The sequence below is a fragment of the Corallococcus macrosporus DSM 14697 genome, assembly GCF_002305895.1.
Lineage (GTDB): Bacteria > Myxococcota > Myxococcia > Myxococcales > Myxococcaceae > Myxococcus > Myxococcus macrosporus.
Map to the genome: position 1 here is coordinate 8,882,477 of NZ_CP022203.1, position 19,930 is coordinate 8,902,406.

The following is a 19,930-nucleotide window of genomic DNA, read 5'->3' on the forward strand; positions in this document are numbered from 1 at the left end:
GGCGGCCCGCCATGCCGCTCAGGGATGCGCCTCCACCGGACACCTCGCCGCGAGGTCTTCTCCGGACTCCCTGTCCAATGAAGCGCCTCACGCCGCCACCTCCTGCTCCGGGCCGCGCCCCTTCGGGCCGATGTGCGCCACGCCGGAGTCCAGGTCCTCACCGTCCTCGTCATCCCGCGAGCCCGTGGACGCAGCGCGCTTCCCCACGATGACCGCGTAGAAGGCCGGCAGCGCGAACAGCGACACCAGCACCGCCGTCACCAACCCGCCGATGATGACCACCGCGAAGGGCCGCTGCGTCTCACTGCCCGCCCCGCTGGAGAGCGCCGCCGGCAGCAGCCCCAGCATCGCCAGCAGCGCCGTCATCAGCACCGCGCGGAAGCGGCTGGCCGCGCCCGCCGGTAGCGCCGTCTCCAGCGCCTCGCCCGTCTTGCGCCGGTCATCCACCGCGCTCACCACCAGCAGCGACGCCAGACACACCTGCCCCAGCAGCGTGATGAAGCCCACCGCCGCGCTCACCGACAGCGGAATCCCCGTGACGGCCAGCGCCAGTACGCCGCCGCACATCGCGAAGGGCGCCCCCGCCAGCACCGCGCTCGCGCTCCGCATGGAGCCCAGCGCCGCGTAGAGCAGCGCGAACACCACCAGGAAGGAGATGGGCACGATGACCGCCAGCCGGCCCAGCGCGCGCTCCTGGTTCTCGAACTCGCCGCCCCACTTGAGGAAGGCGCCCTCCGGCACCGCCACCTCGCGCTCCACCGTGGCCATGGCCTCCTGAATCGTGGAGCCCATGTCCCGCCCCTCCACGTTGAACTTCAGCGCCAGGGTGCGGCTGTTCGCCTCGCGGTTGATGCTCGCCCGGCCCAGCGCCTTCTCCAGCCGCGCCACCTCGCGCAGCGGCACGTGCCCGCCGCTGGCCGTGGGCACCAGGATGCCGCCGATGCGCGCCTCGTCGTCACGCTCCGAGCCCGGCAGGATGACGCGCACCGGGACGGGACGCTCCTGCTCCCACAGCTCCGTCACCACCCTGCCCCCCAGCGCCGTCTCCACCAAATCCTGCGCGGTGGACACGTCGATGCCGGCGCGCGCCAGCGCCGGACGGTCCAGCACCACCTGGAGCTGCGGCACGCTGGAGTCGCGGTAGAGCCCCAGGTCCACCACGCCCTCCACCTTCTGGAGCGACGTCACGGCCTGCTCCAGGGTGCCGCGCATGGCCGCCAGGTCCGTGCCGAAAATCTTCAGCACCACCTTGCCGCGCACGCCGCTGATGGCCTCCTCCACGCTGTCCTTGATGGGCTGAGAGAAGTTGAAGCTGACGCCCGGAATCTCCAGCAGCGAGGCGCGCAGCTCCCGCACCAGCCGCTCCTTGTCCCAGCCCTCGCGCCACGTCTCCTCGGGCGCGAAGCGGACGAACGTCTTGCCCATGTTGACGGCCTCGTTGTCCGTGCCGTCCTCCGGGCGGCCCTGCTCGACGAGGACCTCCTTCACCTCCGGGAAGTCCAGCAGCCTGCGCCGCACCTCCAGCAGGATGTCCGCGCCCTTGCCCAGCGAGATGCTGGCCGGCATCTCCACGAAGATGTTGATGTCCCCCTCGTCCAGCTCCGGGAGGAACTCGCTGCCCACGCGCGAGCCCACCACGCCGGTGAAGAGCACCAGCGCCGCCATGCTGGCGAACACCAGCGTCTTGCGCGGCATCAGCCACGTCACCGCGCGGGCGTAGCCGTCCCGCAGCGTGCCCAGCAGCCTCGGCTCCTTCACCTCCGCGTCCTTCGGCCGCAGCAGCAGCGCGCACAACGCGGGCACCACCGTCAGCGCGAAGACGAGCGCCCCCACCAGCGCGAAGCTGTACGTCAGCGACAGCGGCCGGAAGATGCGGCCCTCCACGCGCTCCAGCGTGAAGACGGGGATGAGCGCCGCGATGATGATGGCCATGGCGAAGAACGTGGGCCGCGCCACGTCCAGCGCCGAGTGCAGGATGAGCCCCAGCATCTCCCCGCGCCGCCGGGGACGCTTCACCCCCGCTTCATGCAGCACGTTCTCCACCAGCACCACCGCGCCATCCACCAGGATGCCGAAGTCGATGGCGCCCATGGAGATGAGGTTCGCCGGCAGGCCCACCAGCTTCAGGCCGATGAAGGCCGTCAGCAGCGCCAGCGGGATGACGGACGCGACGATGAGCGAGCAGCGCAGGCTGCGCAGGAACAGCCACGCCACCGCCACCACCAGCAGCGCGCCGTGCAGCAGGTTGTGGTGCACCGTGGACAGCGTGTGCCCCACCAGGTCGTTCCTGTCATAGAAGGGCTCGATGCGCATGCCCCTGGGCAGCACCCGCGCGTTCAGCGCCTCCACCTTCGCGTGCACGCCCTCCAGCACCGTGCTGGGGTTCTCCCCTCGGCGCAGCAGCACCACGCCCTCGGTGACGTCCATGTCCAGGTTGTGGCTCACCGACCCGCGGCGCGGCGTGTGCGACGCCACCACCCGCGCCACGTCGCCCACCGTCACCGGCGTGCCGTCCTCGCTCTTGAGCACGATGCCCTGCACGTCCCGCGCGCCGCGCAGGTAGCCCACGCCCCGGATGAGCAGCTCCTGGTCACCCTGGCGCAGGAAGCCGCCGCCCACGTTGCGGTTGGAGCGCTCCAGCGCCTCCGTGACGTCCGCCAGCGTCAGCTCGTGCGCGAGCAGCCGCGACGGGTCCACCTGGACGTGGAACTCCTTGAGGAAGCCGCCCAGGCTCAGCACGTCCGCCACGCCGGGCACCTGGCGCAGGTGCCTCGCGATGTTCCACTCCATCTCCGAGCGCGTCTCCGTCAGCGTGTGCCGGTCGCTCAGCACGCGGAACTGGTAGATTTTGCCCAGCGGCGTGGCCTCGGGCGCCAGCCGCACGTCCGCGCCGTCCGGCATGTCCGCGTTGGACATGCGCTCCCCCACGATGGTGCGCGCCTTGAACGGGTCCACGCCGTCATCAAAAGTCAGGAAGAGGAGCGACAGCCCGAAGAGGCTCTCGCTGCGCATCTGCACCATGCCCGGCGTGCCGTTGAGCACGCGCTCCAGGGGCACCGTCACCTGCCGCTCGATTTCCTCGGGCGCCAGCCCGGGCATCTGCGCGATGACATTCACCTGCAGGTTGGTGACGTCCGGGAACGCCTCCACCGGCGTCTCCAGGTAGGCCTTCACCCCGAAGAGGCCGATGCCCAGCGTCAGCAGCAGGACGGGCAGGCGGCGCTTCACACAGAACGCGATGAGTGCTCGCAACATGGGTGGGTGTCCTCGCCGCGCCTAGAGAAGCTGGTCCGCCGCGCCATCCAGCAAGAGCGCGCCCCGCGTGACGACCGGGTCCCCCGGTGACAGGCCCTCGATGACCTGCACCCGGCCCTCCACCGGTTGCGCGACGACGACGGGGCGCCGCACGAAGGTGCCGGCCCCTTGCTGCACGTACACCACCGACTCCTTGCCGTTGCGCAGCAGCACCGCCTCCACCGGCAAGGTCAGGCTGGCGTCCGGCGCGTCGATGCGCACGCGCCCGAACATGCCGGGCCGCAGCCCCTGCTCCGGCGCGTCCAGGGTGATGCGCACCGGCGCCGTCCGCGAGCCGCCCGCCACCACCGCGCCCACCGACTCCACCTTCCCCTCCAGCGGCGCGTGCACCGACGGCAGCGTCACCCGCGCCCGCGCGCCCTCGCGCACCCGCGGCAAGTCACGCTCGAACACGTCCGCCACCACCCACAGCGCCGACGGGTCCCCCACCTCCACCAGCACGTCCCCGCCCGGCTGCACGGCGATGCCCTCCGCCGCGCTCCGGCTCAACACCGTGCCCGCCAGCGGCGCGCGCAGCACCACCGTGGTGCCGCTGCCCGTGCCCACGAAGCCCACGGACGCCTGCGCCCGCGCCAGCTCCGCCCGCGCCTCCGCCAGCCGCGTCTCCGCGGACAGGCGCTCGCGCTCCGTCGTCACGCCCTGCTCCAGCATGCGGGCCTCGCGGTCGAAGGCGACCTGGGCCTCGCGCAGCGCCGCCGTCGCCGTGGCCACCGCCGTGCGCGCCGCCGCGGCCTCCGGGCAGTCCAGCGTCACCAGCGCGTCCCCCGGCCTCACCGTGTCGCCGGTGCGCACGTGGACGCTCACCACCCGGCCCGCCAGGGGCGCCACCAGCCGGGACAGCGCCCCGTCCCGGAAGGCCACGCGCGCGGGCGCCTGGATCGCCGCGCTGCTGGCGTCCGCCCTCACCGGGCTGACGGTGACGAAGGCCCAGGAGGCCTCGGCGAGCTTCACCACCCCCTCCTTCACGGGGGCGGGCGCCGCGCGCTCGGCGGGGGCGGAGGAGGTGGCCGCGCCCGAGCAGGCGGCGGAGAAGGCCCAGAGGCCAAGGAGCAGGGTCCTGTTCATGCCCCAGCCCCTGGGCAAGTCCCGGTCCACGGCGACGCGGCCTCAACCCACGAGAATCATTGAGACTGGCCACGCTCACCGGGCAGGCGTGACTGGTGCTTATTGAACCACCTGTGCACTTTCGCCACAGTGCCCGGCGTGCGCATCTCCACGAAGCTGGGCCTGGGCCTGACGCTGACGAGCGCCGTCATCCTGGGCGCCTACGGCTACAGCCAGCTCCGCAAGGAGGCGCACGACCTGCGCACGGCCACCGAGCAGGCCACCCGCCTGCTGGCCACGGCGCTCCAGGTGGCCATGGAGAACGCGCTGCGGGACGGACAGGCGGCGGACGTGGATGAAATCCTCGAGTCGCTGGAGCACCGCGACCCCACGGTGGACGTGTTCGTCTTCGACGCCCAGGCCGTCCCCGTGGTGCGCTCCCCGGGCAGCTCGCGGACGCTGCACCTGGTGGAGGACGCCTCCCGGCGGGTGCTGAAGACGCGGCACGCCCTCACCCACTTCGCCGGCCCGGAGAAGCTGTCGCACCTGCTCATCGTCCTGCCGCTGAGCAGCGAGGACGGCGCCGCGGTGGTGGGGGCGCTCGCGGTGCTGAAGCCACTGGACGGGCTGCGGCAGGACTTGGAGTCCACCACCCGCTCCACCGTGCTGTCGGTGCTGACGCTCATCGCCGGCATCTCCGTGGTGGGCTGGCTGCTGCTGCTGCTCTCCCTCCAGCGCCCCCTGGAGCGCGTGGTGCGGGCCATGCGCGCGGTGCGCGGCGGCGACTTCACCGCCACGGTGACGGCCGGCGGTGACGACGAGGTGGGCGAGGTCGTCCAGGCCTTCAACGGCATGGTGAAGGAGCTGGGCGAGGCGCGGCAGCGGCTGTCCGCCGAGGCGGAGTCGCGGCGGGCGCTGGAGGCGGGCCTGCGGCGCGTGGACAAGCTGGCCGCCGTGGGGCAGCTCTCCGCGGGGCTGGCGCACGAAATCGGCTCGCCGCTGCTCATCCTCAACGGGCGGGCCCAGGCCCTGGCCGCGCGCGCCGAGCTGCCCGACGACGTGCGCCGCAACGCGGGCATCCTGGTGGAGCAGTCGGAGCGCATCGAGCGCATCGTCCGCCAGCTCCTGGACCTGGCCCGCCGCAAGCCGTCGAGGCTGGAGCCCCTGGACGCGCTCGCCTCCGTGCGCGCGGTGGTGGAGCTGCTGGAGTTCGACGCGCGCAAGCGCGACGTGCGGCTGAGCTTCCATTGCGAGCAGCCCCTGCCCCGCGTGCTGGCGGACGGCGACGGGCTCCAGCAGGTGGCGCTCAACCTGCTCACCAACGCGCTGCGCGCCACGCCCCGGGGCGGCGAGGTGCGCGTGTCACTTTCGCCGTCCACCTTCCAGCCCGCCCCCGGCCTGCGCGAGCGCCACGGCGTGCGCCTGTCCGTGGAGGACACCGGCGTGGGCATGGATGAAGCGGCGCTGGAGCGCGTCTTCGAGCCCTTCTTCACCACCTGGAGCGCCCACGGCGGCACGGGCCTGGGCCTGCCGGTGGTGAAGGCCATCATCGCCGAGCACGGCGGCGCCGTGACGGTGGCGTCCCGCGCGGGCCAGGGCACCCACTTCGCCGTGCACATTCCTTCCGAGAAGGGAGAGGGGGCGGGGGCGGTATGAGCACTCCCAGAAGACGCCTGCTCATCCTGGATGATGACGCGGGGGTGGTGGACTTCCTCCGCGAGTCCCTGGACGCGCGCGGCTACGAAGCCGTGGGGCGCACCTCGCCCGAGGAGGCGCTGGCCCTCTTCGAGCGTGAGCCCTTCGACCTGGTCATCACCGACGTGGAGATGCCCCGCATGCGCGGCACGGAGGTGCTGGAGGCGCTGCTGACGCGCAAGCCGGGCCAGCTCGTGGTGCTCATCACCGCCTTCGGCAGCGTGGAGCTGGCGGTGGCGGCGGTGAAGGCGGGCGCCTGCGACTTCGTCACCAAGCCCTTCAACATCGACGCGCTGGTCCTCACGCTGGAGCGCGCCTTCCGCGAGCGGCAGCTCCGCCGCGAAATCGTCCGCCTGCGCGCGGCCGTCCCCGGCGACACGCCCGGCGGCCTGGTGGCCCGCAGCCCCGCCATGCAGAAGGCGCTGGAGGTGTCCCGCCGCGCCGCGCGCAGCGACGCCACCGTGCTGCTCACCGGCGAGACGGGCACCGGCAAGAGCGCCCTGGCGCGCTTCATCCACGAGTCCAGCCCCCGGCGCGCCCAGCCCTTCCTCCAGCTCAACTGCGCCGCCCTGCCCTCGGGCCTGGCGGAGAGCGAGCTGTTCGGCGCCAGGCGCGGGGCCTACACCGACGCGCGCGAGGACCGGGCCGGCGTCTTCGTGTCGGCCGGCGGCGGCACGCTCTTCCTGGACGAGGTGGGCGAGCTGTCGCTGGAGGTGCAGGCCAAGCTGCTCCAGGCCCTGGAGACGGGGCGCGTGCGCCCGCTGGGCTCCAGCACGGAGGCGCCCGTGCGCGCCCGCGTGCTGGCCGCCACCAACCAGCCGCTGGAGGTGCTGCTGCGCGAGGGCCGCTTCCGCGCGGACCTCTACTACCGCCTCAACGTCATCCGCATCGAGGTGCCCCCGCTGCGCGAGCGGCGCGAGGACCTCCTCCCGCTGGTGGACTTCTTCCTCGGGCGCCTGGGCGAGCAGCAGCAGCGCGAGGTGCTGGGCGTGTCCGCCACCGCGATGAAGCGGCTGCTGGCCCACGCGTGGCCCGGCAACGTGCGCGAGCTGGCCAACCTGCTGGAGCGCGCGGTGGCTTTGGCCGACCACGACACGCTGGTGCCGGAGGACTTCGACCTGCCGGGCGGCGGCGACGGCGGCCTGGCGTCGCTGCTGGACCGCGCCTCGGGAGAGGCCGCGCCCCTGGAGGAGGTGGAGCGCGCCTACGTGCGCCGGGTGGTGGAGGCCCAGGGCGGCAACAAGGCCGCCGCCGCGCGCATCCTGGGCATCAACCGGCGCACGCTGTACCGCAAGCTGGACCTGGAGGAGTGAGGCGCCGCCTCAGTCCGCCAGCGGCATGCCCCAGTCCGGCTGAGCGCGCTCGCCCAGCACCCAGCGGTACACCTCCAGCACCTGCTCCGCCTTCGCCTCCCAGGTGAAGTGCTTGAAGATGCGCTCGCGGGCGCGCTCCCCCATGGGGCGGATGACGGACGGGTCCGCCGCCAGCTTCGTGAGCACCTCGCGCACGCGCTGGACGATTTCCTCCGGCGTGCCCATCTGGATGGCGAAGCCGGTGGCCGGGCTCACGATTTCCCCCGGGCCGCCGTAGTCCATGACGATGGGCACCAGCCCCAGCGCCATGGCCTCGCACACCACCGCGCCGCCGAACTCGCGCACGCTGGGGAAGCCGAAGACGTGGTTCTTCGCCAGCCGGCCCTGGAGTTCGTGGTGCTTCACCCAGCCGGCGAAGGTGACGCCGGACTCGATGCCCTCGCGCGCCGCCTGGGCCTTGAGGTTGGCCATCTCCTGCCCGTCACCGATGTACTCCAGCACCACCTTGCCCTCGCGGATGAGCGGCGCGGCGGCCTCCATCAGCATGGCCATGCCCTTGTAGGGCACGAAGCGGCCCACGAAGGCCACCCGCAGCGGCAGCTCCACCGGGCCCTCCGACTTCGCCGTGCCGAAGCGCCGGGTGTCGATGGCGTTCTCCGGCACGTACACCGTCTTGCCCTGCCACCGCGCCGGCACCTGGCCTCGCGTGGCGCGCGAGCCGGTGAGGATGGCGGACGCGTGCTCCCGCGTGGACTTGTAGAAGGGCATCAGCTTGTAGACGTCCCGCACGTAGCTGAGCCACTCCTTCTCCCGCCGCCGCGCGCCGCCAAAGCCCTTGGGCCACGGCAGGCCGCCGTTGAGCGGCCCCATGACGAAGGGCACGCCCGCCTTCTTGCAGCGCGCCGCCAGGGTGCTGGGCGTGGTGGGGCTGATGGGCGTGTAGCGGTGCACCAGGTCGAACTCCCCCGCCTCGATGCGCGGGCCGAAGCGGCGCCAGAGCACCTCCTCGAAGTAGTAGTAGGGCAGCGCGCTCAGCGCGGTGGCCGTCGTCCAGCCCACCCCCGTCTTGCCCCGCAGCACCTCGCCCACCTTGTCGAGCGGCTTCTCCACCGGCGTGGAGTCCAGCGCGGTGAACCGGGAGCCCTCCTGCACGCCCTGCTTGAGGATGTTCTCCCGGTTGCGCACGTGGGTGACCAGGTGCACGTCCGCCACCTCGGCCAGGGCGCGGTAGAGCGACCAGCCTTCGAGCGGGACGCTCACCCAGTCGGGGTTGCACAGCTCGGCAATCAGGAGGACGCGAGGGCGGGGAGCAGGCATACGTGCCACTCCATCTATCCCAACCCGTGCCTGGGATGTAGCCTCCTCCGGTCCCGATGTACGCCCCTCACCGGCCGCCCTACCTGCGCTACACCGCGCTGCTCGCCTTCCTGGTGCTGGCCACCGTGGGCGGCGCCCTCCTCCACCCCGTCGTGGCCCTGGCCCCGGTGCTGGGGCTGGGGGTGGTGTGGGTCATCTTGAAGGTGCCGGTGAAGTACCCGGTGGTGGTGGTGACCTGGCTCGTCCTGGCGGTGGACTACGTGCCGGAGCGGCCCCAGGCGGGCCTCTGGCCCTCGCCGCTGTACCCGCTGGGCGAGCTGATGTTCGCGCAGCTCAGCTACATCACCAAAATCGGGGCGCTGCGCTTCCCGCTGGTGGACGTGCTCATCCTGGGGCTGATGGGGCTGGCGATGTACCGCCGGGTGAAGGGGTCCAGCATCGACCCGGAGCCCCTGCCCATGCCGCGGCCGCTGCTCTTCGCGGTGGCGCTGTCCCTCATCGCCATCCTCTGGATGGAGGTGCGGGGTATCGCCCGGGGCGGGGACATCAAGAACTCGCTCTGGCAATGGCACCAGGCCGCGATGATGCCCTTCATCGTCGCCATGTATCACTACGCGATGCGGGGGCCGGAGGACTGGCCCCTCTTCGCGAAGACCATCATCCTGGCCGGCCTCACCAAGTCCGCGGTGAGCACCTACTTCGCCATGGTGGTGGTGCACGAGCTGGGGGTGGAGGTGGAGTACACCACGTCCCACTCGGACTCGATGACCTTCGTCTTCGCCCTGCTGGTGGCGGTGCTGCGCTTCGTGGAGAAGCCCAAGTCCGCGCACGTGCTGCGCGGCCTGAGCATCATCGCGCTCATCGGCATTGGCATGATTTTCAACGACCGGCGCCTGGCCTACGTCAGCTTCGCCGGCTGCCTGCTGGCGGCCTTCCTCATCAACCCGTGGACGCCGCTGAAGAAGTTCCTGGTCCGGCTGACGCCCTTCTTCGTGCCCTTCATCGTCGTGTACATCGCGGCGGGGTGGAACTCCGGCTCGTCCGTCTTCGCGCCGGTGCAGACCATCCGCTCGCTGATTGATGGCCAGGGCGGCGAGGGCAACCTGGACTACCGCGACATCGAGAACCTGGACATGATCGCGACGTGGGCCCAGTTCCCCATATTGGGCACCGGCTACGGCCATGAGTTCCTGGAGCCCATCCCGCTGCCGGACATCGCCTTCGTCTTCCCCCAGTACCGCTTCCACCCGCACAACTCGCTGCTGGGGCTCTTCGCCTTCGGCGGGATGCTGGGCTACACGGGCGTGTGGCTGTACCTGGCCGTCACCGTCTACCTGGTGGTGCGCGCGTACCACCGCTCCAACGTGTCGGAGCACCGCGCCGCCGCGCTCATCATCGTGGGGCTGGTGGCCACGTACATCAACCAGGTGTTCGGCGACATGGGCATCATCTCGTACATCTGCACGTTCCAGATATCGCTGGCCGTGGCGATGACGGGGAAGCTCGCGGTGCACACCGGCGCGTGGCCCATGCCCCGCAGCCGGCTGCTGGGCGCGGCGCCCACCGCGCCCGTGCCGCCGCCGGGCGCCATCACCTATCCGAACGAGGAAGCCCCCGAGCCCACCGCCGCGCGCAAGGGCTGAGCCCCCGCCACGGCGTCACGCCGACGACGACCTGCCCGGCGCCACCGGCAGCACGACGTGGAAGGTGCTGCCCTCGCCCTCGTTGCCGGCGGACTCCGCCCAGATGCGGCCGCCGTGGCGCTCCACGATGCCCCGGGCAATCGACAGCCCCAGGCCCAAGCCGCCGTAGGAAATCCCGTGCGCGCGGCTGAAGCGCTCGAAGATGTCCTCCAGCTTCCCGCAGGGGATGCCCAGCCCGTGGTCCACCACCGCCACGTGCACGCGGCCCGCGTCCTCACGCGCGACCAGCCGGATGCTCCCGCCCTCCGGTGAGTAGCGCAGCGCGTTCGACACCAGGTTGGTGAACACCTGGTCCAGCCGCTCGCGGTCCCCGGGCACCAGCAGCCCTTCGGGCGCGTCCAGCTCGATGCGCTGGCCGTCCGGCAGCGGCTGGAAGTGCTCGGCCACGTCGCGCAGCAGCGCGCCCACGTCCAGCGCCCTGGGCTCCACGTGCAGCTCGCCCCGCTGGATGCGGCCCACGTCGAGCAGGTTCTCCACCAGCTTCGCCATGCGATTCACGCTGCGGTGGATGCCCTGCAACGCCTTGTCCACGCCCGGCGCCAGCGCGTCCCCCGCCTTCACCGAGGCCAGGTGCGCGTAGCCCCGCGCGGCCTGGAGCGGCGTGCGCAGCTCGTGCGCCGCCATGGTGAGGAACATGTCCTTGGCCTCGCTGGCCGCCCGCAGCGTCTCCACCGCGCGGCGCGCGTCGTCGATGTCCGTCGCCGTGGAGACCCAGCCGGCGAGCCGGCCCTGTTCATCCCGCTCCGGGATGGTGCGGGACAGGAACCAGCGGTACTCCCCATCCGCCCGCCGCAGCCGGCACTCCTGCTCCAGCGGGTGGCCGGCGCGCTGGGCCTCCTGCCAGGCGGCGCGGAGGGGGGAGACGTCCTCCGGGTGGAGGCAGTGCAGGGTGTCCTTCCACCGCCGCCCCTGCTCCGGCGTCAGCCCCGCGTAGTCCAGCCAGCCCCGGTTCGCGTAGCCGATGGTGCCGTCCAGCAGCAGCTCCCAGACGAACTGGGGCATGGTGTCCACCAGCCGGCGGAAGCGCAGCTCGCCCTGCTGCTCCAGCATCCGCCGCTCGCGCTCCCACAGCGCCGTTTCATGCCGCTGGAGCCGCTGCTGATGGAGGTACAGCCCGACGAAGGCCTCCACCTTCCAGCGCAGCACGTCCGGGTGGAAGGGCTTCACCACGTAGTCCGCCGCGCCCACCGTGTAGCCATGCACCAGGTGGGCCTCGTCGCGGCTGTGCGCGGTGAGGAAGATGATGGGCGTGTAGCGCGTGCGCTGACGCTGCCGGATGAGGCGGGCCGTCTCGAAGCCGTCCACGCCGGGCATCTGCACGTCCAGCAGGATGACGGCGAACTCCTCCCGAAGCAGCCACCGCAGGGCCTCGGGGCCGGAGGACGCCCTCACCAGCCGCTGGCCCAGCGGCTCCAGGACGGCCTCCAGCGCGAGCAGGTTGGCCGCGTTGTCATCCACCAGCAGGACGCTCGTGACGAGCGGCTCCAGCCGGGTGGGTGCATGGAACGTGGGTTGCTCGGGCGCAGTCACCCGCGATGCCTCCCTTCGAGCCTGACCCCAGGCGGTAATGCGCCCGTGGGGATTTGGCAACGGGGCCGGCCCGCTCCGCCGCCGTCCCCGGCGGACAGGCGGACACACCACCCCCGGTCAGGACGCCCACATCATTGTGCGGGCCCGCCGCTCCGGCCAGTCCACGAAGGGCCGCCAGCGGGCCAGTGACGACCCGGCAACACCTTCCGGCGCGGGAGGACGTCCCACCGTGTGGACCGCTACACCACCGCCCGCTGGAGCAGCTTCGCGAGCATGTCCGCGCTGCGCTCGCTGCTGAACGTCGTCTCCACCTTGCGGCGGCCGGCCTCGCCCAGCCGGTGCGCCTCCTGGGCGTCGCGCGCCACGGCCTCCAGCCTGTCCGCCAGGATGCCGGGCTGCTGTGGGGGGACGAGGATTCCGTCCACGCCGTCATCCACCAACTCCGGCACACCGCCCGCGCCCGTCACCACCACCGGCACGCGCATGGCCATGGCCTCCATGATGGCCACGCCCAGCGGCTCCTGGAGGCTGGCCAGGGAGAAGATGTGCGCGCGCTCGATTTCCCCGCGCACCACGTCCTCGCTCACCGCGCCCAGCAGCGTCACCGCGTCGCCCAGGCCCGACTCCTGGACCTTGGCCTCCAGCACCTTGCGGTACGTGGTGCCGCCGGCCTCGTCCTCGCCCGCGATGGACAGCCGCGCGTCCAGCCCCTTGGCGCGCAGCATCCCCACCGCGTCGATGAGGTCCGCGTGGCCCTTGCAGGGGTTGAGGCGGCCGCAAGAGAAGACGCGCAGCGGGCCCTCCCCCGTCCACGCCGCGTACGGCACGGCGCGGTTGAACTTGCGCAGCTCCACGCCCATGGGCGCCAGCTCGATGCGCGAGGGCAGCGCGCCGGCCAGTTCCTCATGCACTTCCTTGAGCAGCTTCTTCGTGATGACGAAGGCGAACTTCGCGTGGCGCCACTTCTCGCGCTGGTTGGGGCCGTAGTCGTCCAGCGGACCGTGCAGCGTCAGGCTGTAGGGCAGCCCCGACAGGAGGTTCGCGAAGAGCGCCACGTGCGCGGCGTTGGCGCACGAGTGGACGTGGACGTGCGTCCAGCCCCGCTCCCGCGCCAGCGACGCCAGCCGGCCGCCCATGACGGCGAAGGCCAGGAGCTGCGCGCGGCCCTTCGCGTCCAGCCCCTCCGCGCGGGCGATGGAGGCCAGGCACCGGGCCCAGCCCGTGGGCATGGCGCGGGCCACCTCCGCGGCGGCCTTGGCGACCCCCAGGGGCCCCGGCGGCGCCAGGTACTCCGTGCGCGACATGGCCTCGCGCGCCCAGCTATGCGAGATGATGCGCGCGGGCGGCGGACGCGTGGACACCAGCTCCGGCGTCACGCCCTTCCCCGGCAGCGCCTGCAGCTCGCGCCAGAAGAAGATGTGCGTCTGTCCGGGGAACTCGGGAATCAAATAGCCAATCTTCTGCACAGCGGATGGCATAACACGCCTGCCTGCCCCCGACACGGCGTGGGTGGGGGCGCACCCAGCCGTTACCGGGCCTCCACGCACGCGGTGGAATGGGCGCCTCGGGCCTCGCCGGGCCGCCCGGGGAGCACGCGGCGCGGCGCCCGGTGTCCGGTGTGGCCATCGTCACGGCGCTGCGCCCTGGCGGGTGGGCGGGCCGCCGCGCCCCGGGCTGCCCGGCGAGGCCGTTGGGCCGCCGCCACGCGTTGCGCTATACCGGGCGCCTCCCCATGGCAGCCGATTCCAGCGCACCTCCCGCCGACGCCACTCCGACCGACAGCGCCATTCCGTCCCCGGCGCTGCAACGGCTGTGGTTCGCCCTGGAGCGCCACGCCTGGGCCTTCCTCACCGTGGTGCCAGCGCACCCCGGCGCCCCCGCGCTGGAGGCCGCCGCGGCCGTGCTGGAGGCGGGCGCGCCCTACGCGTACACGCAGAAGATCCACCTGGAGGACGCCACCGGCCTGTCGCCCACGGCCGCCGCGCAGAAGGTGCTGGCGCTGCGCGAGCGCGTGTCCCGGGGTGAGCGCGTCGTCGCCGTCATCGACTCGCTGCTGACCCACCCGGCCAGCCTGCCCCTGGCGCTGGCCGCCGACGGCTGCCTCCTCTGCGTCACGCTAGGTGAGACGGACTTCGGCGCCGCGAACAAGACGCTGGAGTTCGTGGGCCACGAGCGCTTCCTCGGCAGCGTCACCTTTCCCCGGCTGACGAAGAAGCAGCGCCGGGCGCTCTCCCAGAAGAAGAAGGCATGAGCTCCTCCTCCGCTCCGCGGCTCAGCGTCGTCATCGCCACGTACAACCGGCTGCCCCTCATCACCCGGCTGCTGTGGCAGTTGGCCGGGCAGACGCTGCCGCCCGAGCGGTTCGAGGTCGTCGTTGTGGATGACGGCTCCAAGGAGCCCACCCGCGCGCCGCTCCAAGCCCTGGCCCTGCCCTACACCCTGCGCGTGGAGGTGCAGCAGAACGCGGGCGCCGCCGCGGCCCGGCACCGGGGCGTGCTGGCCGCGCGTGGTGACGTGGTGCTCGTCACGGATGACGACATGCAGGTGGCGCCGGACTTCCTGGAGCGGCACCTGGCGCACCACCCGCCGGGCTCGCGCACCGTGGTGCTGGGCCGCATCCGCCCCGACCCGTCCATTGGCGACATGCCGCTGTTCGAGCGCTGGTACGCGTACCTCAACAACCGCATGGCGGAGGAGCTCTCCGCCCCCGGCGCGCGGGCGCGCGGCGTGCACCTGTTCACCGGGAACGTGTCCTTCCCCCGCGCGGACTACGTGGGCGTGGGCGGCTTCGACAAGTCCCTGGGCCAGTCGGAGGACGTGGAGCTGGGCGTGCGGCTGGAGAAGGCGGGCTGCGGCTTCGTCTTCGCGCGGGACGCGTACGTGCTGCACGGCAGCGACCACGTCTCCTTCGAGCGCTGGCTGAAGCGCGCGCACCGCTACGGCATGTTCGACACGCAGGTGGCGCGCAAGCACCCGGACGTGCGCGACGTGAATCCGTGGCGGCTGCTGTTCAAGACGAACCCCCTCACCCGCCCGCTGCTGGCGGCCACGCTGGTGGCGCCGGACGCGTCGCGCGTGCTGACGCGCGCGGTGATGCACGCCGCCAACGCCGCGGACAAGCTGGGCCTGGAGAAGGCCGCCTTCGCCGGCACCTCCGTGGTGTACGGGATGGAGTATCTGCGCGGCGCGCGCGGCGAGGCCGGCGGCTGGACGGGCATCACCCGCGAGGTCGCCCGCTACCTGCAGGGCCGGGGGGAGTAGTCACACACCATGCTGAAGGCCAGGGACTCGATGATTGGCTCGCTCGTCACGGATGCGCTGGAGCTGGCGAAGGCCGCCAATGGCAACTCGGACGCGAAGTCCATTGCCAAGGTGGTGCTGACCAGTGACTCGTACCGCATCACCGCGCTCAACCGCGCCCGCGAGGCCGCGCTGACCTACCGCATCCCCCTGCTGAACCACGTGCTGCGCGTGGCGCAGACGGCGGTGATGGGGATTGAGATTGGCAAGGACGTCACGCTGGGCAAGGGCGTGTACTTCGTGCACAGCCTGGGCGTCGTCATCGGCGGTGACGCGCGCATCGGCGACCGCGTGCGCTTCTACGGGAACAACACCGTGGGCACCGCGAAGGACAACGGCTACCCCGTCATCGAGGATGACGTGTGGATTGGCGCGGGGGCCCGGATTCTCGGGCCGGTGCGCATCGGCGCGCGCTCGCGCATCGGCGCCAACGCGGTGGTGCTCCAGGACGTGCCGCCGGACAGCGTGGCCGTGGGCATCCCCGCCCGCATCTTCCCGCGCAAGGACATGGACGACGTCGTGCTGTAGCGCGGCGGGGTAATGACGCGGTCTGGAAGGACGGAGTGATGCGTTCACGAACGAAGGCGGGCGCCGCCATCCTGTCGGGCGCGCTGCTGGCCGGTGGCACCGTGACGGTGGCGCGGGCCGTGGGCGCGGAGGCGCAGGGCGCGGCGGCGACGGGCACAAGCAACGCGGCGAGCACGGGCAACGCGGCGAGCACGGGCAACGCCGCCACGACGCCCGGCACCGGCACAGAGCAGACCGCGCCGGTGATGCTGTACGACGGCGGTCTGTCCCCAGATTGGAAGGACCTCGGCTGGGCGCAGCGCGCGCTGCCCAAGGGCGCTCCCGCGCGGATGCGCCTGTTCAACTACGCCGGGTGGATTCTCTACCGGCCCAAGCTGGAGGGCACCTTCGGCGCGCTCATGTTCCGGTTCAGCGCGCCGGAGTCCTTCGGCGAGTTCCTGGAGGTCCGCCTGGACGCCCCGGGCGCCGCCAGATTCCCCCGCGTCCCCATCATCCCCGAGCTCCAGGTCCGCAAGGACGGCGAGTGGTCTGAAATCGTCATCCCCATGGAGCAGCTCAACCCGCGCGGCGAGCCCTTCGACCGCGTGGTGTTTCGCGCGGCCAAGAGCGTGGGCCGGGAGTGGGTGCTCTTCGACAAGGTGGCGCTGGTGCCGCTGCCGCCGGACCTGGCCGCCGCGCTGGCCGCGGGAGGCGGCCGCCAGGGTCAGGGCAGTGGCCGCGAGGCGCCCATGACCATCGACTGCACCGCGCCGGGCCACCGCATCAGCCCGCTCATCTACGGCATCGCCTTCGACGGGCTCACGGAGAAGCGCGACAAGCACCAGTACGAGCTGGGCGCCACCACGCGCCGCTGGGGCGGCAACCCCACGTCCCGCTACAACTGGAAGCTGGGCGGCGCGTGGAACACGGCCAACGACTGGTTCTACCAGAACGTCGACATCGGCCTGAGCTACGACGACTTCCTGGAGTCCAACCGCAAGCACGGCATGACGTCCGCGCTGACGGTGCCCATCCTGGGCTGGGTGGCCAAGGACACGAAGTCCGTGGGCTTCCCGGTGACGCGCTTCGGGCCCCAGCAGCAGGAGGAGAACGGCTCGGGCAACGGCCTGGCCCGGGACGGCACGCCGCTGAAGCCCGGCTCGCCGACGCTCACCAGCGTGGAGGCGCCGCCGGAGTTCGTCGCCGAGTGGATCCGCGCCATCCGGAAGAAGGACCAGGCGCGGGGCCAGCGCAGCGTCCAGACGTACATCCTGGACAACGAGCCCATGCTCTGGAACTCCACGCACCGCGACGTACACCCGGAGCCCCTGTCCTATGACGGGCTGCTGGAGCGCACGATTGCCTACGGCACGGTGGTGCGGAAGGAAGACCCGGAGGCCCTCATCGCCGGCCCGGCCGAGTGGGGCTGGACGAACTACCTGTGGTCCGCGTTGGACTTCGCGCCGGGGAAGATGCCGCACTCGGACCGGCGCGCGCACGGCAACGTCCCGCTGCTCCCCTGGTACCTGCGGCAGCTCCGCGAGCATGAGAAGAAGACGGGCGTGCGGCTGCTCGACATCGTGGACCTGCACTTCTATCCACAGACGAACGTGGGCGTCGGCCTGGAGGGCAACACGGACCCGGCCACCAACGCGCGCCGCATCCGCTCCACGCGCGGGCTGTGGGACCCCACCTACAAGGACGAGTCCTGGATTGGCGAGCCCGTGCGCCTCATCCCGCGCATGAAGGAGTGGATTGCCGAGAACTCCCCGGGCCTGCGCATCTCCATTGGCGAGTACAACTTCGGCGCCTTCCGGCACATGAGCGGCGGGCTGGCGCAGGCGGAGGCGCTGGGCCGCTTCGCGCAGGAGAACATCTACTCCGCCTACTTCTGGCAGTACCCCACGGAGGGCTCGCCGGTGTTCTGGGCGTTCCGCGCGTTCCGGAACTTCGACGGCAAGGGGGGCCGCTTCCAGGACCTGTGGGTGCCAGCGAAGGCCGCGGAGAACACCAGCGTGTTCGCCTCGCGCGACGAGGCGGGCGGCAAGCTGGTGGCGGTGGTGCTCAACTTCGACCCGGACCAGGCCGCCCAGGCGCGGATTGAACTCAAGGGCTGCGGGACACTCGACAGCGTGCGCGTGCTGGGCTACTCGGGCGCACCTGGGGGGTTCACCGAGCAGACTCCCGGCGCGAAGGCCGCAAGCTCCCTGACCCAGCGGCTGCCGCCCTATTCCATGACCGTGCTCGACCTGACGGTGAAGAAGCCATGAGCTCCGCCGCGACTCCCGTGCCTCCTCAGTCCCCGTTCACCACCGGCCGCGCGCGCCTGAACATCGGCCAGCTCGCCATCGACCAGCTCACCTTCGAGGAAGCGGTGACAGAGATTGGCCGGCTGGTGGATTCACGCCAGGGCGGCTACGTCTTCACGGCCAACGTGGACCACGTGGTGCTGGCCGAGGACAACGTGCCGTTCCGCGAGGCGTACTCGCGCGCCACGATTTCGGTGGTGGATGGGATGCCCATTGTCTGGGCCTCGCGCGCCATGGACGTGTCGCTGCCCGAGCGCATCGCCGGCTCCGACCTCATCCTCCCGCTGATGAAGCTGGGGGCGGAGCGCAAGTGGCGCGTCTTCCTCCTGGGCGCGGGCCCCGGCGTGGCGGAGAAGGTGGGCCGCATCGTCAGCGAGCAGTACGGCGTGGAGGTGGTGGGCTGGGATTCGCCCATGGTGCGCCTGGACGGCGGCGACGCGCAGAACGACCCGATCGTGGCGAAGATTCGCGAGAAGGACCCGCACCTGCTCCTGGTGGCGCTGGGCAGCCCGAAGCAGGAGGTGTGGATTTCGCAGGTCGCGTCCAAGCTGGGCCCCACGGTGGCCATTGGGATTGGCGCGGGGTTGGACTTCATCGCCGGGACGGCGAAGCGCGCGCCGGTGTGGATTTCGCGCGCGGGCTTCGAATGGCTGTACCGGCTGGTCAACGAGCCCAAGCGCCTGTGGCGGCGGTACATCCTGAATGACTCGCGCTTCGCCACCATTCTGCTGCGCGAGCTCTGGCAGCGGACAGGCGCGAAGAAGGCGGAGTAGCCGCGGACCCGCCCGGGCGGAGCTAGAGTCGGAATCTTTCGCGGGGTAGTATGGCATTGGGACGCGAGCTGCAGGGGGACACCAGCTCCCGTCCGCAAAGCCAATGCGGAACGCCATCGACAACCGGACACCGTTCGCCTGCGAGCCCTTCGTGCTCCCGGATGAAGACGGACGTCCCACGCTCGTGCTCGTCGTCAAGGCGACCTACCGGCTCGGGCAGGGCGCGCTGCGGCTCGCGGAGAAGCAGGTCCCCGTGAATGCAGGGGGCACGTGGTGGGGGCCCCCAGAGGCGTCCAGCTACCGCTACGAGCCCGAGTGCGCCCCCTTCAAGCCCGCCGCGGACATCGTGCTGGTGGGGCACGCCCATGCCCGCGAGCGCAACACCACCTCCCTCCTGGTGTCGCTGAAGGTCGGAACGGCGCAGAAGGCCGTGCGCGTCGTGGGCGACAGGGTGTGGTTCAAGAGCCTGGGGAGCGTCTCCATGACGCGTCCCCTGCCCTTCGAGCGGATGCCCCTGCGGTATGAGCGGGCCTTCGGTGGGTGGGACCGCGGCGCCCCGGACCCGGCCCGCCATGCCTTCGAGCCGCGCAACCCCGTGGGCGTGGGCTTCCGCGTGGACTCGAGGTCCTTCGAGGGGGAGCTCCGCCTGCCGAACCTGGAGGACCCGGAGCACCCGCTGAAGCAACCGGGCCAGCGCGTGCCTCCCGCGGGGTTTGGCTTCCTCTCCCCGCACTGGCAGCCACGCGCGGCCTTCGCGGGCACCTACGACGAGGCCTGGCGCAAGCAGCGCATGCCCCGGCTGCCGAAGGACTTCGACCGGCGCTACTACAACGCCGCGCCCGCCGGCCTGGTGGTGCCGGGCTACCTGAAGGGAGGCACCCCCGTCACGGTCGTCAACGCCTCCCCGCGGCCCCTCTCCTTCCAGCTCCCCGCCGAAGCTCCACCCGAGGTGAGCGTGAGCCTGTCCTTCTCGGGGGATACGCCCATGGCGCTGAAGCCCGACACCTGCATCATCGACACGGATGACGCGTGCGTCATGCTCCTGTGGCGAGGGAGCGTCACCCTGTGGGACGGGCCCGACGACGTCTGGGACATCGCGGTGAAGCCACCTTCAGTGGGATAGC

Annotated in this window: 14 protein-coding genes; 9 read left to right on the top strand and 5 right to left on the bottom strand. The window is 71.7% G+C overall.

From position 1 onward, the window contains the following. Positions 1-87: 87 nt before the first annotated feature. Positions 88-3,255: an efflux RND transporter permease subunit gene (locus tag MYMAC_RS36155; RefSeq protein ID WP_095961376.1), complete on the bottom strand. Its 3,168-nt coding sequence runs from the start codon at positions 3,253-3,255 to the stop codon at positions 88-90. A 21-nt stretch (positions 3,256-3,276) separates the two neighbouring features. Next, positions 3,277-4,380, bottom strand: a complete 1,104-nt coding sequence (locus tag MYMAC_RS36160) for an efflux RND transporter periplasmic adaptor subunit (protein ID WP_157770504.1) — start codon at positions 4,378-4,380, stop codon at positions 3,277-3,279. A gap of 138 nt (positions 4,381-4,518) precedes the next feature. On the opposite strand from MYMAC_RS36160, the gene MYMAC_RS36165 reads away from it, so the two are divergent. Together MYMAC_RS36165 and MYMAC_RS36170 are read left to right on the top strand one after the other, a co-directional pair. Then, positions 4,519-6,015 carry a sensor histidine kinase gene (locus MYMAC_RS36165; RefSeq protein ID WP_239989231.1) on the top strand — a complete coding sequence of 499 codons (1,497 nt, stop codon included), beginning with the start codon at positions 4,519-4,521 and terminating at the stop codon, positions 6,013-6,015. Next, positions 6,012-7,367 carry a sigma-54-dependent transcriptional regulator gene (locus MYMAC_RS36170; protein WP_095961379.1) on the top strand — a complete coding sequence of 452 codons (1,356 nt, stop codon included), beginning with the start codon at positions 6,012-6,014 and terminating at the stop codon, positions 7,365-7,367. The genes MYMAC_RS36165 and MYMAC_RS36170 overlap by 4 nt, the downstream gene beginning before the upstream one ends. 9 nt (positions 7,368-7,376) lie before the next feature. Here MYMAC_RS36170 and epsH read toward each other — a convergent pair whose 3' ends face one another. Next, positions 7,377-8,684: an exopolysaccharide biosynthesis glycosyltransferase EpsH gene (epsH, locus tag MYMAC_RS36175; protein ID WP_095961380.1), complete on the bottom strand. Its 1,308-nt coding sequence runs from the start codon at positions 8,682-8,684 to the stop codon at positions 7,377-7,379. 56 nt (positions 8,685-8,740) lie between these two features. Here epsH and wzy point away from each other — a divergent pair, with 56 nt between their 5' ends. After that, positions 8,741-10,327, top strand: a complete 1,587-nt coding sequence (gene wzy, locus MYMAC_RS36180; RefSeq protein ID WP_204817279.1) for an exopolysaccharide repeat unit polymerase — start codon at positions 8,741-8,743, stop codon at positions 10,325-10,327. A 15-nt stretch (positions 10,328-10,342) separates the two neighbouring features. Here wzy and epsF read toward each other — a convergent pair whose 3' ends face one another. Continuing rightward, the gene (gene epsF, locus MYMAC_RS36185; protein ID WP_095961381.1) at positions 10,343-11,917 is read right to left on the bottom strand and encodes a response regulator EpsF; all 1,575 of its coding nucleotides are present in this window, start codon (positions 11,915-11,917) and stop codon (positions 10,343-10,345) included. A gap of 239 nt (positions 11,918-12,156) precedes the next feature. Beyond that, positions 12,157-13,395: an exopolysaccharide biosynthesis GT4 family glycosyltransferase EpsE gene (gene epsE, locus MYMAC_RS36190; protein WP_095961382.1), complete on the bottom strand. Its 1,239-nt coding sequence runs from the start codon at positions 13,393-13,395 to the stop codon at positions 12,157-12,159. A gap of 254 nt (positions 13,396-13,649) precedes the next feature. Here epsE and MYMAC_RS36195 point away from each other — a divergent pair, with 254 nt between their 5' ends. The 6 genes from MYMAC_RS36195 (at position 13,650) to MYMAC_RS36220 (ending at position 19,929) form a co-directional block, all read left to right on the top strand. Further along, positions 13,650-14,168, top strand: coding sequence for a hypothetical protein (locus MYMAC_RS36195; RefSeq protein ID WP_238539951.1), 519 nt, complete (start codon positions 13,650-13,652; stop codon positions 14,166-14,168). Further along, positions 14,165-15,178 (top strand): exopolysaccharide biosynthesis glycosyltransferase EpsD, encoded by a 1,014-nt coding sequence (epsD, locus tag MYMAC_RS36200; RefSeq protein ID WP_095961383.1) that lies wholly within the window; start codon positions 14,165-14,167, stop codon positions 15,176-15,178. The genes MYMAC_RS36195 and epsD overlap by 4 nt, the downstream gene beginning before the upstream one ends. A gap of 9 nt (positions 15,179-15,187) precedes the next feature. Continuing rightward, positions 15,188-15,745 (top strand): serine O-acetyltransferase EpsC, encoded by a 558-nt coding sequence (gene epsC / locus MYMAC_RS36205; RefSeq protein ID WP_013936895.1) that lies wholly within the window; start codon positions 15,188-15,190, stop codon positions 15,743-15,745. Positions 15,746-15,783: 38 nt separating this feature from the next. After that, the gene (gene epsB / locus MYMAC_RS36210) at positions 15,784-17,994 is read left to right on the top strand and encodes a GH44 family glycoside hydrolase EpsB (protein WP_095961384.1); all 2,211 of its coding nucleotides are present in this window, start codon (positions 15,784-15,786) and stop codon (positions 17,992-17,994) included. Continuing rightward, positions 17,991-18,806 carry an exopolysaccharide biosynthesis glycosyltransferase EpsA gene (epsA, locus tag MYMAC_RS36215; protein ID WP_095961385.1) on the top strand — a complete coding sequence of 272 codons (816 nt, stop codon included), beginning with the start codon at positions 17,991-17,993 and terminating at the stop codon, positions 18,804-18,806. Before epsB ends, epsA begins: the two co-directional genes overlap by 4 nt. A 103-nt stretch (positions 18,807-18,909) precedes the next feature. After that, positions 18,910-19,929, top strand: a complete 1,020-nt coding sequence (locus tag MYMAC_RS36220; RefSeq protein ID WP_095961386.1) for a DUF2169 family type VI secretion system accessory protein — start codon at positions 18,910-18,912, stop codon at positions 19,927-19,929. Position 19,930: the final 1 nt, after the last annotated feature.